At 70.1% G+C, this 14,986-nt stretch carries 15 protein-coding genes; 6 read left to right on the top strand and 9 right to left on the bottom strand.

The window, feature by feature from the left end; genetic code table 11:
- Window positions 1-56: 56 nt before the first annotated feature.
- A complete protein-coding gene (locus tag ACFYYH_RS07970; RefSeq protein ID WP_388547440.1) occupies window positions 57-461 on the top strand; it encodes a pyridoxamine 5'-phosphate oxidase family protein in 405 nt (134 codons plus the stop codon).
- Window positions 462-721: 260 nt separating this feature from the next.
- On the opposite strand, the gene ACFYYH_RS07965 is transcribed toward ACFYYH_RS07970, so the two are convergent.
- Window positions 722-1,042 carry a (2Fe-2S)-binding protein gene (locus tag ACFYYH_RS07965; RefSeq protein WP_388547437.1) on the bottom strand — a complete coding sequence of 107 codons (321 nt, stop codon included), beginning with the start codon at window positions 1,040-1,042 and terminating at the stop codon, window positions 722-724.
- Complete coding sequence (locus tag ACFYYH_RS07960; protein WP_388547434.1) at window positions 1,039-1,281, bottom strand: 5'-nucleotidase; 243 nt, start codon at window positions 1,279-1,281, stop codon at window positions 1,039-1,041. The genes ACFYYH_RS07965 and ACFYYH_RS07960 overlap by 4 nt, the downstream gene beginning before the upstream one ends.
- 102 nt (window positions 1,282-1,383) lie before the next feature.
- On the opposite strand from ACFYYH_RS07960, the gene ACFYYH_RS07955 reads away from it, so the two are divergent.
- Entirely contained in the window at window positions 1,384-2,397 is a 1,014-nt protein-coding gene (locus ACFYYH_RS07955; protein ID WP_388547431.1) for a helix-turn-helix transcriptional regulator, read from the top strand.
- 309 nt (window positions 2,398-2,706) lie between these two features.
- On the opposite strand, the gene ACFYYH_RS07950 is transcribed toward ACFYYH_RS07955, so the two are convergent.
- The 4 genes from ACFYYH_RS07950 to dnaK form a co-directional block, all read right to left on the bottom strand.
- Window positions 2,707-3,177, bottom strand: coding sequence for a heat shock protein transcriptional repressor HspR (locus ACFYYH_RS07950; RefSeq protein WP_388547429.1), 471 nt, complete (start codon window positions 3,175-3,177; stop codon window positions 2,707-2,709).
- Between the two features lie 5 nt (window positions 3,178-3,182).
- Window positions 3,183-4,367 carry a molecular chaperone DnaJ gene (gene dnaJ, locus ACFYYH_RS07945; protein ID WP_388547427.1) on the bottom strand — a complete coding sequence of 395 codons (1,185 nt, stop codon included), beginning with the start codon at window positions 4,365-4,367 and terminating at the stop codon, window positions 3,183-3,185.
- A 90-nt stretch (window positions 4,368-4,457) separates the two neighbouring features.
- Window positions 4,458-5,120, bottom strand: coding sequence for a nucleotide exchange factor GrpE (gene grpE / locus ACFYYH_RS07940; protein WP_388547425.1), 663 nt, complete (start codon window positions 5,118-5,120; stop codon window positions 4,458-4,460).
- Window positions 5,117-6,973 carry a molecular chaperone DnaK gene (dnaK, locus tag ACFYYH_RS07935; protein WP_388547422.1) on the bottom strand — a complete coding sequence of 619 codons (1,857 nt, stop codon included), beginning with the start codon at window positions 6,971-6,973 and terminating at the stop codon, window positions 5,117-5,119. Before dnaK ends, grpE begins: the two co-directional genes overlap by 4 nt.
- A gap of 248 nt (window positions 6,974-7,221) precedes the next feature.
- On the opposite strand from dnaK, the gene ACFYYH_RS07930 reads away from it, so the two are divergent.
- From ACFYYH_RS07930 to ACFYYH_RS07915, 4 genes are all read left to right on the top strand, one after another.
- Window positions 7,222-8,052: a sugar transferase gene (locus ACFYYH_RS07930; RefSeq protein ID WP_388547419.1), complete on the top strand. Its 831-nt coding sequence runs from the start codon at window positions 7,222-7,224 to the stop codon at window positions 8,050-8,052.
- A gap of 247 nt (window positions 8,053-8,299) precedes the next feature.
- The gene (locus ACFYYH_RS07925; RefSeq protein WP_388547417.1) at window positions 8,300-10,621 is read left to right on the top strand and encodes a (Fe-S)-binding protein; all 2,322 of its coding nucleotides are present in this window, start codon (window positions 8,300-8,302) and stop codon (window positions 10,619-10,621) included.
- A gap of 313 nt (window positions 10,622-10,934) precedes the next feature.
- On the top strand, window positions 10,935-12,311 hold the full coding sequence (locus tag ACFYYH_RS07920; protein WP_388547414.1) for a VCBS repeat-containing protein: 1,377 nt from the start codon (window positions 10,935-10,937) through the stop codon (window positions 12,309-12,311).
- 127 nt (window positions 12,312-12,438) lie between these two features.
- Complete coding sequence (locus ACFYYH_RS07915) at window positions 12,439-13,410, top strand: Yip1 family protein (protein ID WP_388547411.1); 972 nt, start codon at window positions 12,439-12,441, stop codon at window positions 13,408-13,410.
- 125 nt (window positions 13,411-13,535) lie between these two features.
- Here the strand turns inward: ACFYYH_RS07915 and ACFYYH_RS07910 are convergent, their stop codons facing one another.
- From ACFYYH_RS07910 to ACFYYH_RS07900, 3 genes are all read right to left on the bottom strand, one after another.
- Window positions 13,536-14,018: a phosphoribosyltransferase gene (locus ACFYYH_RS07910; protein ID WP_388547409.1), complete on the bottom strand. Its 483-nt coding sequence runs from the start codon at window positions 14,016-14,018 to the stop codon at window positions 13,536-13,538.
- An 86-nt stretch (window positions 14,019-14,104) separates the two neighbouring features.
- A complete protein-coding gene (dcd, locus tag ACFYYH_RS07905; RefSeq protein ID WP_388547407.1) occupies window positions 14,105-14,680 on the bottom strand; it encodes a dCTP deaminase in 576 nt (191 codons plus the stop codon).
- A gap of 70 nt (window positions 14,681-14,750) precedes the next feature.
- Complete coding sequence (locus tag ACFYYH_RS07900; protein ID WP_388547404.1) at window positions 14,751-14,942, bottom strand: hypothetical protein; 192 nt, start codon at window positions 14,940-14,942, stop codon at window positions 14,751-14,753.
- Window positions 14,943-14,986 lie beyond the last annotated feature (44 nt).

Raw genomic sequence — 14,986 nt, 5'->3', positions numbered from 1 at the left:
GGGAGCCCACTCCCTCATCCAGCCTGATCCAAACGAAAGCCCCCTAGGCTTCCGGTATGTCCATCGACGTGCGCGATCCCAGCTCCGATTTTCTCGCGTTCTGGCGCGAGCACCATGTGTGCACCCTGACCACCCTCCGGCCGGACGGCACGCCGCATGTGGTCCCGGTCGGTGTGACGTACGACCCGGAGGCCGGGCTCGCCCGGATCATCACCAACAAGCACAGCACCAAGGTCGCCAACATCCTGGCGGCGGGCCCGGAGGGGGCGCGGGTGGCGGTGTGCCAGGTGCGGCGCGGCCAGTGGGCGACGCTGGAGGGGCGCGCCACGGTCCGTACGGAGCCGGAGCTGGTGGCGGACGCGGTGAGCCGCTACGCGGAACGGTACGGACGCACCCCAGCGCCCAATCCGGACCGGATCGTCATCGAGATCGCCCTGGACCGGGCGCTCGGCCACGTATGAGGCACGCATGAGGCGCGCAAGAGGCGCGCATGAGACACGCATCGGGCACGCATGAAGCGCGTCTCAGGCGCGTAATGCCTCGGCCACCTCGGAGAAGCCGGGCGCCCGGGACGAGTCGGGAGCGAGCCGCGTGCGGGCCGCGTGTGTGGGGCACGCGGCCCGCACGCGGGCAGCACAACGGCGCCATCGTGTTTCAGGTCCACGATGGCGCCGTTGTGTGGGGGAAGCGCCGGAGCGATTTACAACGACGGGGGAATCGCTCAGGCGCTGCGGGGGGTGGCGATGGTGGTCTTTGGTTCGACCAGTTGGTGGTCCCGTTGATCGAGATTGACGAAGATCATGTCGTAACGGATGGCACACCGGACAGGCTGCGGAGCCCCTCGCGGCCTCCGGAGGCAGCGATAGGCACGGACGTCCTCGTCCTCCTCGCGTACGACGACGATCGGCTCGCCGAACAGAGTGACCATCAGCGAATCACCACGGTGAGGAATTGCCGTGACGAGATCGATGAAGTGCCACCCCGACCGGTAGGCCGTGGCCATCTCGCGCCGGAAGACCCGGTCGTCCGGCGGGACGGTCACGCGCTCGGGTCGGCCGATGCGGTGACGCGGCCGCTGCCGGCCGACGTCACGTCCCAGCCGATGTCCTTCGGAGCGACGTCCCAGCTAATGTCACCCGACTCCGGACCCTGGGCACCCTGAGCAGTGGATCCGGCGGGCGTGGAGTCCCAGCCGATGTCCCCCCCGACAGCCAGCGCGCCATAGGCCAGAGCCGCAGAGAAAGCAGTGGCAACCACCGCGCGAAGCATTCTCTTGTACATAGTCGGCTTCGTCCTCACTTGATGGATTCCTCTCCCCCGCCATGTAGACGATGTCTCACCCGGGCACGTCAACACCACCGGGACGAGGCATCATGTTCCTGTATGTTCAGGACCCTGGGGGGTGGAGATTTGCCCGCGAACGACTCAAAACCGACACATCCCCATGCCGTCACCGATATGTGTGATGACGGCAGGCGGCTTTACGCCAGTGCGCTGCGCTCCGGACGCATAGCCCGTGGCGAAGCCGCGGGGACTCCATGTCTCATGGAGTTCGCTCTTCTGCACCCTGATCCCGACGACGCCGACTGGCTTCGCCCTGTTCCGCCGTCCGCGGCGCTCGCCAAGCGTCTCCATCCGATCGAGCGGGAGATCCAGGAACGCCGGCACTTCGCCGTCGAACTGACCGACACTTTCGAGCCGTTCATGACGATCAGCGCCCAGGACCCGCCGACCACGCACGCGATCACGGTTCTGGAGGGTGTGAGCCGTATCAACGCGGCGCTCGATCTCTCCACCGCCGAGTGCCGGACGGAAGTACTGACAGTGCAGCCCGGCGGTGGTCGCAGCGAACATGTGCTGGCGGAGGCGCTGGAGCGGGGACGGGCCGTGGTGGACCGCGGCATCAGTCTGCGCACCCTGTACCAGCACACCGTGCGGCACAGCCAGGGCACCCTCGCATACGCGGAGCGGTTGGCCGAGGGCAAGGTCGAAATCCGGACGTTGGAAGAGCTGATCGAGCGGCTGATCATCTTCGACCGCACGGTCGCGTACATACCCGCCCGCTCCGACCGGCAGATCGCGCTGGAACTGCGCCACCCCGGACTCGTCGACTATCTGGCCCAGGTGTTCGAACAGCTCTGGCGCCGCGCCACGCCCCTGACGGAGCAGGTCTCCTACGAGCCCACCCCCGACGGCATCACGGGCATCCAGCGGTCCATCGCGAAACTCCTGGTCGAGGGGTACGTGGACGAGGCCATCGCCCGTCGGCTGGGGATGAACGTACGGACCTGCCGCGCGCATATCGCCAAGCTGGCCACCACCCTCGGCAGCGGCAGCCGCGCCCAACTCGGCTATCTCGTCGCCCAGTCGGGAATCCTGGACCAGGAGGAGGGCTGAGGACCACGGGCGGGCGCCCAGGGCCAGGGGCGCCCAGGGCCAAGGGCGCCCAGACCCAGGGAGGGGGCCAGGGGGCGGGCCAGAAGCGCGACGAGGCACCGGGAGCGGAAGAGGCACCGGGAGCGGCTGTGCGCCCCGCACACGGCCGCACAGCGGGAAACGGAGAAGGGCCCCCACCCCCTGGGTGAGAGCCCTCCACACAGCTCCTGAACGCCCCGGCCCCACGGCCGCTCCTGAGCCGCCGACGGCCATACCCCGGCCGACGGCCACTCCTGAGCAGGCGGCCACTCCTGAGCAGGCGGCCGCTTCTCAGTCCGTCGGCCGCTTCGGGCGCCAGACCACCAGCGCGCTCGCCTGCTGCACATCCTGATACGGCACCAGATCCCGCCGGTACGAGGCATGCACCTGGGCCTCGCGCTGCCGCATCGCCGCCGCCGCGCCGTCCACCGCCGCCGCCAGCTCGGCGATCCGGGCCTGGAGCGCGGCGACCTGGTTCTCCAGTTCGATGATCCGCTTGATCCCGGCCAGGTTGATGCCCTCGTCCTGCGACAACTGCTGCACCTGACGGAGCAGTTCGATGTCACGGGCCGAGTAGCGGCGCCCCCGGCCCGCCGTACGGTCCGGGCAGACCAGACCGAGCCGGTCGTACTGCCTGAGGGTCTGCGGATGCAGCCCGGAGAGCTGGGCCGCCACCGAGATGACGTACACCGGCGTCTCCTCGGTGAGCTGGTAAGGATTGCGCCGCCGGCCGTCCCTGTCCGGTCCGTCCGCCCTGTTCACGGGACTCACGCTCCCTTCGCCGCCTGGAACAGCTCCGCCCGCGGATCCTCGTCCGCGGTCGCCTTGCGGTAGGCCTCCAGCGCGTCACGTGCCTGCGCGCCGAGATCCCGGGGCACCACCACCTCGACCGTGACCAGCAGGTCGCCGCGGGTGCCGTCCTTGCGTACGGCGCCCTTGCCACGGGCGCGCATCGTCCGGCCGTTGGGCGTGCCGGCCGGCAGCTTCAGGGTGACGGGCGGACCGCCCAGGGTCGGCACCTTCACCTCGCCGCCGAGCGCCGCCTCCGCGAAGGTGACGGGCACGGTGACCGTGAGGTTGTCGTCCTTGCGGCCGAAGACCGGGTGGGCGTCGACATGCACGACCACATACAGATCCCCGTTGGGGCCGCCGCGCTCGCCCGGAGCGCCCTTGCCGCGCAGCCGGATCCGCTGGCCGTCGCTGACGCCCGCGGGGATCCGGACCTGCATCGTCCGCGAGGACCTGGCACGCCCGCTGCCCTTGCAGACCTCGCAGGGGTCCTGGGCGATCAGCCCACGGCCCTTGCAGTCCACGCACGGGTCGGTGAGCGAGAACCCGCCGCCGGTGCCGCGCGACACCTGTCCGGTGCCCACACAGGTCGGGCAGACCCGCGGGGTGCCGTTCTTGTCGCCCGTGCCCGAACAGGCCTTGCAGGGCGCCTGGCTGGACATCCGCAGCGGGACCGTGGCCCCGTCGACCGCCTCGGTGAAGCTGAGCGTCACCTCGGACTCGATGTCCTGGCCGCGGCGCGGCTGTGTGCGCGTGCCCGTGCCGCCGCGGTTGAAGAGACCCCCGAAGACGTCCCCGAGGCCGCCGCCGAAGCCGCCGGCACCGGTCTGCGCACCGCCCTGGCCGCCCCCGAAGAGATCGCCCAGGTCGAAGTTGAACGAGCCGTTGCCGCCCGCGGCGCCGGGTCCCGGCCGGAACCCGCCGTTGCCGAAGAGGGCGCGCGCCTCGTCGTACTCCTTGCGCCGCTTGGGATCGCCGAGGATGTCATTCGCCTCGGAGACCTCCTTGAAGCGCTCCTCGGCCCTGGCGTCGCCCTTGTTGGCGTCCGGGTGGAACTCGCGGGCGAGCTTGCGGTACGCCTTCTTGATCTCGGCCTCGGTGGCGTCCTTGGGGACCCCGAGAACCTTGTAGTAGTCCTTCTCCACGAAGTCCTTCGTGCTCATTCCCGACGTCCCTCCTCTCCGCCACCTTCACTGCCGACGCCACCCGGCAGTGCGGCACCCTGTGGCACCGCACCGCCGTCCGGCGTCACGTCAGCCCTCGTCCGGGCCACCGTTCTCCTTGTCGTTCGCCGGCTCCGCCTGCTCGTCGGCCGACTTGGGCTGGGCCCCGGGCTGGGGCTCGGCCACCGCGACCCGGGCCGGGCGGATCGTCCGCTCGCCGAACCGGTACCCAGGCTGGAGGATCGCGACGCACGTCGTCTCCGTGACGTCCGGAGCGTACGAGTGCATCAGGGCCTCGTGGATCGTCGGGTCGAAGGGCTCGCCCTCCGTACCGAACTGCTGGAGGCCCAGCTTGGCGACGACCGTCTCCAGCGACTCGGCGACCGACTTGAAGCCGCCGACCAGCTCCTCGTGGTCCCGCGCCCGGCCGATGTCGTCGAGCACGGGCAGCAGCTCGGTCAGCAGACTCGCGACGGCGATCTCCTTGACCGTGACCCGGTCGCGCTCCACCCGCCGGCGGTAGTTCTGATACTCCGCCTGGAGGCGCTGGAGATCCGCCGTGCGCTCGTTGAGCGCCATACGGACCTGGTCGAGCTGCGCCTTCAGGGCTACTTCCTGCACGTCCCCGGCCGAGGCCGCCGGGCCCGGCTCCTTCACGGAGTCCGGCCCGGCGGCGTTCGGCGTGGCGTCGTCATGGTTGGCGCCGGAGGGGACGTCGGGCTTCTCGTCGAAACCCGGGGTCTCCTCGGTCACGCCGCACCGTCCTTCTTGGGCTTCTCGTCGTCCACGATCTCGGCGTCGACGACATCGTCGTCGGCCCGGTCCTGTCCGGCACCCGCGGCGCCCTCGGCACCGCCCGCGGCGGCACCGGCCTGGGCGTCGGCGTACATCGCCTGGCCGAGCTTCTGGGAGACGGCCGCGAGCTTCTCCGTGGAGGTGCGGATCTCCGCGGTGTCCTCGCCCTTGAGCTTCTCCTTCAGCTCGGCGATGGACGTCTCGACCTCGGTCTTGACGTCGCCGGGGACCTTGTCCTCGTTGTCCTTGAGGAACTTCTCCGTCTGGTAGACGAGCTGCTCGGCCTGGTTGCGCGTCTCGGCGGCCTCACGACGGCGGTGGTCCTCGTCGGCGTACTGCTCGGCCTCTTCGCGCATCCGGTTGACCTCGTCCCTCGGCAGCGAGGAGCCGCCGGTGACGGTCATCTTCTGCTCCTTGCCGGTGCCGAGGTCCTTCGCGGCCACGTGCATGATGCCGTTGGCGTCGATGTCGAAGGCGACCTCGATCTGCGGCACACCGCGCGGGGCGGGCGGCAGACCGGTCAGCTCGAACATCCCGAGCTTCTTGTTGTACGCCGCGATCTCGCGCTCGCCCTGGTAGACCTGGATCTGCACCGACGGCTGGTTGTCCTCGGCCGTCGTGAAGATCTCCGAGCGCTTCGTCGGGATCGTCGTGTTGCGCTCGATGAGCTTGGTCATGATGCCGCCCTTGGTCTCGATACCCAGGGACAGCGGGGTGACGTCGAGCAGCAGGACGTCCTTGACCTCACCCTTCAGGACACCGGCCTGGAGCGCGGCGCCGATGGCGACGACCTCGTCCGGGTTGACGCCCTTGTTGGCCTCACGGCCGCCGGTCAGTTCCTTGACCAGTTCCGCGACGGCGGGCATACGGGTCGAACCGCCGACCAGCACCACGTGGTCGATCTCGGAGAGCTGGATGCCCGCGTCCTTGATCACGTTGTGGAACGGGGTCTTGCAGCGGTCCAGCAGATCCGCGGTGAGCTGCTGGAACTGGGCGCGGCTGATCTTCTCGTCCAGGTGCAGCGGGCCCTCGGCGGACGCCGTGATGTACGGAAGGTTGATGGTCGTCTCGGAGGAGGACGACAGCTCGATCTTCGCCTTCTCCGCGGCCTCGCGCAGACGCTGGAGGGCCATCTTGTCCTTGGACAGGTCCACGCCGTGGCCGTTGGCGAACTGCTTCACCAGGAAGTCGACGACGCGCTGGTCCCAGTCGTCACCACCGAGGTGGTTGTCACCGTTGGTGGCCTTCACCTCGACGACGCCGTCGCCGATCTCCAGCAGCGAGACGTCGAAGGTGCCGCCACCGAGGTCGAAGACGAGGATGGTCTGGTCGTCCTTGTCGAGGCCGTAGGCCAGGGCGGCGGCCGTCGGCTCGTTGACGATGCGCAGCACGTTGAGGCCCGCGATCTCGCCGGCCTCCTTGGTGGCCTGGCGCTCCGAGTCGTTGAAGTACGCGGGGACGGTGATCACCGCGTCGGTGACCTTCTCGCCCAGGTACGACTCGGCGTCCCGCTTCAGCTTCTGGAGCACGAAGGCCGAGATCTGCTGCGGGTTGAAGTCCTTGCCGTCCAGGTTGATCTTCCAGTCGGTGCCCATGTGGCGCTTGACCGACCGGATGGTCCTGTCGACGTTCGTAACCGCCTGGCGCTTCGCGACCTCGCCGACGAGCACCTCGCCGTTCTTGGCGAAGGCGACGACGGACGGCGTGGTCCTGGCGCCCTCGGCGTTGGTGATGACGGTGGGCTCGCCGCCTTCCAGAACGCTGACGACGGAGTTAGTCGTGCCCAGGTCGATGCCGACCGCACGTGCCATTTCGATTCCTCCAACTGACTTGAGTGGAACAGGCTCAAGGATGCATCACAGATCCCCCGGAGTCAAAGGACCTGAGTCGAGTCGACTCAACTAACGTGCGGATGCCTTGCGCCCGGCGGGTTGCCCCCGGTTCACGCCCCTCCTCCATGCGATCGTTCTGTATCAAATACCTCGAATAAGTCAAAAGCTACGTAAGCCTCAAAGAATCCGGAAAGTAACAGAACGCACAGAAACGGTCAGGTGTGACCTTGAAGCGACGCATGATGTGGCGCCCGCAGCACCGCCTGGAACCCAAGCGCCTTCTGGATCTGACGCTCGGCTCGGCCCTCCTGGTGCTCGCCGCGCCCCTGCTCACGGCAGCCGCCCTCGTCCTCGCCCTGTCCCGGCCGGCCGACGGTGTTTTCCAGCGTGACTACCGCACAGGACTCAACGGACGGCCCTTCATCCTGAGTTCCCTGCGCACCCGGCGGTTCCGGCTGGACCTGCTCTCCCGGCTCCCCCATGTCGTACGCGGCGAGCTGTCGCTGGTGGGGCCCGCGCCCCTGAAGGTCGGCTCCGCCGCCGGCGCGGCGCCGTGGCGTCAGCTCGTACGGCCGGGGCTGACCGGACTGGCGCAGGTGCGGCGGCACTCACCGCTGCCCTGGGACGAGGCGGCGCTGCTCGACCAGCACTATGTGGAGCACCACTGGCTCGGTCTCGATCTGGCGATCCTGGCCCACACACTCCCCGCGCTCCACAGGTCACGCGTCCGGCGGTCCGCGCGGCGGCTCCCCTGGCGGCCCGCGCGACGGCCGCAACGGCTGCCACGACGGCTCGCCCTGCCCTACTCACGGTCGGACGCCTCCTGGCTGGGCGCCGTACGGCCGGACGCCGGGCTGCCGCACGCCCGGCGCGGACAGGGGCCCGGCACGGCCGCGCACCCCGTCGGGGCACCGGCCGGAGCGCCCGCCGGGCCGGCCGCGGGGGCCACGGCCGGAGCGGCGTCCGCGATGCCGGCGGGGATCTCCGTCGGAGCGCCGAGCGGGGCCCCGGCCGGGGATGGCACCCTGGACAGAAACGGTGATCCGACCGGGGACTGAGGCGGTCGCGGACCCACCGGTCGCGGACCGGGCGGCCGGGGGAAGCGGCCGACGGGACCGCCGACGGGGTCGTCGACGAGGCCCCGGTCCCGGCCCTGGGACCGGCCGGGGTGCCCCGAGCGACACAGATCACCGACCACGCCGCTACATTGCGTCGGGATAAGTGGGTAACCTCAGCGACGAACCGATTAAGTTACCGCTTAGTAGAGTGCGGATTTCCCACCCTGGCAGGCCCGAGGAGCCCCTCATGCAACTCGCCGCGATCACCGTGTCGCTGGTACTCGCCGTCGTCGGTGTGGCGCTGTTCGGCCGAGCCATCGCGCAGATCTACCGCTTCGTGCGGCTCGGCCAGGCCGTCCCCGCGGGCACGCGCACGGACGAACCGGGCCGACGCACCTGGACGGTGGCCAAGGAGTTCCTCGGTCACACCCGGATGAACCGCTGGGGTGTCGTGGGGGTGGCGCACTGGTTCGTCGCGGTCGGCTTCTTCACCCTCGTCCTCACCCTGGTGAACGCCTTCGGGCAGCTCTTCAAGGCCGACTGGCTGCTGCCGGTCATCGGGGACTGGACACCGTACGAGGTCTTCGTCGAGCTGATCGGCCTGCTGACGACCCTCGGCATCCTGACCCTGATCGTCATCCGGCAGCTCTCGCTCCCCAGCAGGGCCGGCCGCAAGTCGCGCTTCGCGGGCTCCAACTTCGGCCAGGCGTACTTCGTCGAGGCCGTCATCCTCGTCATCGGGGTGGCGATCCTCGTCCTGCGCGGCCTGGAGGGCGCGCTGCACCACGCGGACACGTACCAGGCGGCGTATCTCGTCTCGTACCCGCTGGTCGCGGCCTTCAAGGGGCTCGACGCCGGCACCCTCCAGAACCTGGTCTACCTGGTCGCGATGATCAAGATCGGGACGTCCTTCGTCTGGATGATCACGGTCGCGCTCAAGACCGACATGGGTGTCGCCTGGCACCGCTTCCTCGCCTTCCCGAACATCTGGTTCAAGCGCGAGGCGGACGGCGCCACGGCCCTCGGCGCGCTGCCGCCGATGACGAGCGGCGGCAAGGAGATCGACTTCGAGGACCCGGGCGAGGACGACGTCTTCGGTGTCTCCCAGATCGAGCACTTCTCCTGGAAGGGCCTGCTCGACTTCTCCACCTGCACCGAGTGCGGCCGCTGCCAGTCGCAGTGCCCGGCCTGGAACACCGGCAAGCCGCTCTCGCCCAAGCTCCTGATCATGTCGCTGCGCGACCACGCGCACGCCAAGGCGCCCTATCTGCTGGCGGGCGGCGGCAGGACCATGGAGGGCGAGGAGAAGGCCTCCGAGGAGCAGTTGGCCGCGGTGCCCGCCGCGGCCCTCGCGGAGGCCGAGCGCCCGCTGATCGGGACCCTGGAGGAGAACGGCGTCATCGACCCCGACGTGCTCTGGTCCTGCACCACCTGCGGTGCCTGTGTGGAGCAGTGCCCGGTCGACATCGAGCATGTGGACCACATCGTCGACATGCGCCGCTACCAGGTGATGATCGAGAGCGCCTTCCCGAGCGAGGCCGGGACGATGCTCAAGAACCTGGAGAAGAAGGGCAACCCCTGGGGGCTGGCCAAGAAGCAGCGCCTGGAGTGGACGAAGGAGGTCGACTTCGAGGTACCGGTCGTCGGCAAGGACATCGAGGACCTGTCGGAGGTCGACTACCTCTACTGGGTCGGCTGCGCCGGCGCGCTGGAGGACCGGGCCAAGAAGACCACCAAGGCCTTCGCGGAGCTGCTGCACATCGCGGGCGTCTCGTTCGCGATCATGGGCGGCGACGAGAAGTGCACGGGCGACTCGGCCCGCCGTCTGGGCAACGAGCCGCTGTTCCAGCAGCTCGGCCAGGAGAACGTCGCGATGCTGAACATGGCGTTCGGCGTGGACGATGCCGAGGCCGGTGACGGGGCCGAGGCCGGCAGCGGCTCGGCCACCGGGGACGACGGGCCGGCGAAGAGGCCGAAGCCGTCGAAGAAGATCGTCGCGACCTGCCCCCACTGCTTCAACACGATCGCCAACGAGTACCCGCAGCTCGGCGGCGAGTACGAGGTCATCCACCACACCCAGTTGCTCCAGCATCTCGTCGACGACGGCAGGCTTGTGCCCGTGACGCCGGTCGAGGGGCTCATCACGTACCACGACCCCTGCTACCTCGGCCGCCACAACAAGATCTACACGCCCCCGCGCGAGATCATCGCGAAGGTGCCCGGCCTGCGGAACGAGGAGATGCACCGCCACAAGGAGCGCGGCTTCTGCTGCGGCGCGGGCGGCGCGCGGATGTGGATGGAGGAGCGGATCGGCAAGCGCGTCAACAACGAGCGCGTGGACGAGGCGCTCTCGCTGAATCCGGACATCGTCTCGACGGCGTGCCCGTTCTGTCTGGTGATGCTGACCGACTCCGTCAACGGGAAGAAGAACGAGGGTCAGGCGAAGGAGTCCCTCCAAGTGGTGGATGTGGCGCAGCTCCTGCTCGACTCGGTACGGACGCCCGCCGGCCCGGAGGGGTCGGAGGACCACGAGAGCGCGCCGGATCCGGAGCCGGAGCCGGTGAAGTAGGCGACGCGGTCGTGCACCCCGCGCGGAGAGCGTGGGTGACCCCGCGCGGAGAGGTGCTCACACCCGTACGCCCCGGGTGAGCGTGGTGGGAACGGCCGGACCCGGCTGGGAGCGGGTCCGGCCGTTCGCTTTCGTTCCGCGGCCGGGCGGGAGCATCATGTGGCAGGCCGGTGAGGCGGCGGGCCACGGAGGCCGGACGTACGGACGGGACGGATGGGGTGGGGCGGTCGTGCGGATACACCTCGTGACCAGGGCGGTGGCAAGGGCCGCGTCGCGCATGCCGAACAGCACAGCCACGCGAATCACGCGGAAAATGAGAACCACGCAGACCGCGAGCACGCCGAGCGCGGTGAAGACCGGGCGAACGACGCGCACCAGGCGAACGACGCGAACGACCGGAAAGACGGATGCGGCGAGAACCGCGCGGACCGCCCGTGCCCGCGCCGCCGTCTGCGTCTGCGTGTGTACGGCGGCGCTGCTGGCGGGCTGTACGGCCGGCCCGGATCCGGCGGCCGGCGGCGGCAGCGGGGGCACGGCGAAGGCCAAGAACGGCGACACCGCCCCGCTCTCGGGCAAGGCCGGCGCCGTACGCCACCCCGTACCGCGCGGCCGGGGCAGCCGCCTCCCGGACGACCTCAACGGCGACGGCCAGCGTGATCTCGTACTGAACGACCTGGTCAGGGCCCCGGACGACCCGTACGGCGACGACCCGGGCATCGGGATCGTCTACGGCACGGCCGGTGCCGGCGGCGGTCTCGACCCCGCCGTACGGCAGACCCTCGGCCCGCGTACGCACGGCGCCCGGGTGGACGGTGTGCTCCCGGCCGCGTTCGACGCCGAGGCCGTATGCGATCTCGATCAGGACGGCTATGGCGATCTGATCATCGGTACGGATCCGCCGTACGACGGCAACGGCATGCCCCCCGTACCGCTCCAGATCCTCTTCGGCGGACCCACCGGACCGAGCGGCAGGGCGGTGGTCCTCCGGATCCCCGGCAAGGCCCGCTTCGGCAACGAATGGCCCGACCACCCCGTCTGCGGCGACTTCGACGGCGACGGGAAGGTGGATCTCGCGGTCACGGCGAGCGCGGGCCAGGTCAGTTTCCTCCGCGGTCCCTTCACCCGGGCCGGTGCCCCGCGCGGTGCCTCGGCGCCGGTCCCCGGGGGCGGTCCCGTCCTTGAGGCGCCCGCGCCCGCGGCGGACGCGAACGACGACGGTTACGACGACCTCGTGCACTCCGACCGCGCCCGTACACCGGGCCGGGCCGGCCGGGGCGAGCTGCTGCTCGGGGGCCCCGAGGGGCCGGGGCGCCCGGGAGGACCGTACGGTTTCAAGACCGTGACACTGCCGCCCGCGCCCACCCTGCCGGGGGCGGGGCCGGGATCGGGATCAGGAACGGAGCAGGACGCGGGGACGGACCAGGACGCGGGGGCGGAGCCGGGCGCGGGAACGGGATCGCCGGGCAGGGGGAAGGTGATCACCGAGCTTCTTCTCGCCGCCGACTTCACCGGGGACGGGCGCCCGGACCTGGTCACCCGTACGCACCGGGGCGAGACGACGGATCTGATCGCGCTGTACGCGTCGTCCCCGGACGGCGGAGGTGCCGGGGGTGCCGGTGGTGCCACGGGTGCGGGAGGTGTGACGAACCGTCCGGTCATCACGTTCAGCACCTCGATCTTCCTGGGGTAGGCCCCCCTTGACACCTGGGGCAAACCCCCCGGGGTCCCCCTAAGGGATGTCACAGCTCGGCCGCAACTGACGGTCCGTCCCGCCGCCCCAGCCGTCCCACCGGCCGAGACCAGGTACGTTCGATCGCGTGGCTGGATTCAGGATCGGACGCGGCCGGGACAACCGCACCTCGCGACAACAACCGCAGCAGCAGCGGCAGCAACCGCCGCAGCAGCCGTACGGACGGCAGGCGACGCCGCCACCCGGTTACGGGGGCGGGCACCCGGCCCCGCCCCCGTACGGTCAGCAGCAGTGGCCTCCGGCGGGCAGCAGCGGCCAGTACGGCATGCACCGCGGCCCCGGCGGCGGGCAGCACGGCGGCGGTGGCGGACACGGCGAGCCGGAGTACTTCGGCGACCCGCACGGCCCCCAGCCCCCGCACGCCCCCCAGGGCCGGCCGGGCGCGCACGGCGACCCGTACGCCAACAACCCGGGCCACACCCAGGCGTTCAGCCTCGGTGACGACCCGTACGGCGACGGCGCCACCTACAGCGCGGGCGGTGCCCCGGCCCCGGCCGGCCCCCGGCTGCGCTGGAAGGAACTGCTGAGCGGCATCGTGCTGCGCCCCGGGGACACGTTTCTGCGGATGCGTGACTACCCGGTCTGGGGCCCCGCCCTGATCGTGACGTTCCTCTACGGTCTGCTGGCGCTCTTCGGCTTCGACACGGCCCGTGACGACGCCATCAACGCGACGCTGACCACCGCCATCCCGTACGTCCTGACGACGGCCGTCGCCTTCGTCCTCGGCGGCATGATCCTGGGCGCGGTGACCCATACGCTGGCGCGCCAGCTCGGCGGCGACGGCGCCTGGCAGCCGACCGTGGGCCTCTCGATGCTGATCATGTCGATCACGGACGCCCCGCGCCTGGTCTTCGCGCTCTTCCTGGGCGGCGAGAACGGCCTGGTGCAGGTCCTCGGCTGGGTCACCTGGATCGCGTCCGGGGCGCTCTTCACGATCATGGTGGGCAAGTCGCACGATCTGCCGTGGCCGAAGGCGCTGGGCGCGTCGGCGATCCAGCTCGTCGCGCTGCTGTCGCTGCTGAAGCTGGGCACGATCTGACCCGGAGGGTCTCCCCCGGAGGGCACCGGGGCGGGGCCTTCCGCCCCGGCGTCCTCCGCCCGGGCGTCAGGCGTCACACGGCCGCGTGACCGGCCGCGGACCTGGCCGCGGACCGGCCGCGTGACCTACCCGCCCCGCCGTACGACGGGCGGCTGGACGCTCCAGGGGAAGTTGATCCAGCGGTCGGTACGCCTCCAGACGTACTCGCACGTCACGAGGGACTGGGACTTCTCGTAGATGACCGCGCCGCGCACCTCGGCGACATGGTCCGCGCAGAAGTCACGGACGAGCTTGAGCGTCTTGCCGCTGTCGGCGACGTCGTCCGCGATGAGGACCTTCTTGCGGGCGAGGTCGACGACGTCGGGCAGGGGCGCCAGCATCACCGGCGTGGCGAGGGTGGTGCCGACGCCGGTGTAGAACTCCACATTCACCAGGTGGATGTCCTTGATGTCCAGGGCATAGGCGAGAGCGCCGGCCACGAAGACCCCGCCGCGCGCGATGCTCAGCACGACATCGGGTTCGTAACCGTCGTCGGCGATCGTCTGCGCGAGTTCGCGGACGGCCACGCCGAACCTCTCGTACGACAGGTTCTCCCGGGTCTCCGTCATCTCAGCCTTCCCCGCTGTCCCGCCATCCCCACTATCCCGGCCGCCCCCGTAGGGATTGTTCCCGTCGGCGCGGCGTCACACCTGGGTCACACCTGGGTCCGGTGGAAGTTCAGATAGGAGCGCGAGGCCGTCGGCCCCCGCTGCCCCTGGTAGCGCGATCCGTAGCGCTCGGAACCGTACGGGAACTCCGCCGGCGAACTGAGCCGGAACAGACAGAGCTGTCCGATCTTCATACCCGGCCAGAGCTTTATGGGCAGGGTCGCCAGATTCGACAGTTCAAGGGTGACATGCCCGGAGAAGCCGGGGTCGATGAACCCGGCGGTCGAATGGGTCACCAGCCCGAGCCGGCCGAGGCTGGACTTCCCCTCCAGCCGGGAGGCGATGTCGTCGGGCAGCGAGATGACCTCGTACGTCGACGCGAGCACGAACTCCCCGGGGTGCAGGATGAACGGCTCGTCCCCCTCCGGCTCGACCGTGCGCGTCAGATCGGCCTGCTCGACGGCGGGATCGATATGGGGATAGCGGTGGTTCTCGAACACCCGGAAGAACCGGTCGAGCCGCACATCGATGCTGGAGGGCTGCACCATCGATCCGTCGTACGGCTCGATGCGCACGCGTCCGGAATCGAGCTCGGCCCGGATGTCCTTGTCTGAGAGAAGCACGCCCCGAGGATACGCAGAGCGCGCGAGCCCGCCCCCATCGGGCGGTCTCGCGCGCCGGTGCCGACCAGGGTCAGCGCTGTTCCAGCTCCACAGCCTTCACGGGCTCCACCGGCACGGCGTGCCGCAACCGCGCACACCGCGGACACCGGATGAGCCGACCGGGCCCGATCCTCGCGGTGTCGAGCTGCTGCATCGGGAACGTCGCAGTACTGAACACATGCCCTTCGGCACAGCGGACGACGGTGCGCTCCATCAAGTCCATCAGGTCCCTTCCCCAACAAACGCGGACGAACGCCCACACTAGGG

Source organism: Streptomyces sp. NPDC002018 (genome assembly GCF_042890865.1).
In the GTDB taxonomy this organism is placed as follows: domain Bacteria; phylum Actinomycetota; class Actinomycetes; order Streptomycetales; family Streptomycetaceae; genus Streptomyces.
This window is presented reverse-complemented; position numbering and strand designations above follow the sequence as displayed.

Excerpts from the sequence above, each read along its gene's own strand:
- dnaJ (WP_388547427.1), bottom strand. The coding sequence starts at position 4,367 with ATGAGCACGAAGGACTTCGTGGAGAAGGACTACTACAAGGTTCTCGGG.
- ACFYYH_RS07955 (WP_388547431.1), top strand. The coding sequence starts at position 1,384 with ATGTTCAGGACCCTGGGGGGTGGAGATTTGCCCGCGAACGACTCAAAA.
- ACFYYH_RS07960 (WP_388547434.1), bottom strand. The coding sequence starts at position 1,281 with ATGTACAAGAGAATGCTTCGCGCGGTGGTTGCCACTGCTTTCTCTGCG.
- ACFYYH_RS07925 (WP_388547417.1), top strand. The coding sequence starts at position 8,300 with ATGCAACTCGCCGCGATCACCGTGTCGCTGGTACTCGCCGTCGTCGGT.
- ACFYYH_RS07920 (WP_388547414.1), top strand. The coding sequence starts at position 10,935 with ATGAGAACCACGCAGACCGCGAGCACGCCGAGCGCGGTGAAGACCGGG.
- ACFYYH_RS07910 (WP_388547409.1), bottom strand. The coding sequence starts at position 14,018 with ATGACGGAGACCCGGGAGAACCTGTCGTACGAGAGGTTCGGCGTGGCC.
- dnaK (WP_388547422.1), bottom strand. The coding sequence starts at position 6,973 with ATGGCACGTGCGGTCGGCATCGACCTGGGCACGACTAACTCCGTCGTC.
- ACFYYH_RS07900 (WP_388547404.1), bottom strand. The coding sequence starts at position 14,942 with ATGGACTTGATGGAGCGCACCGTCGTCCGCTGTGCCGAAGGGCATGTG.
- ACFYYH_RS07970 (WP_388547440.1), top strand. The coding sequence starts at position 57 with ATGTCCATCGACGTGCGCGATCCCAGCTCCGATTTTCTCGCGTTCTGG.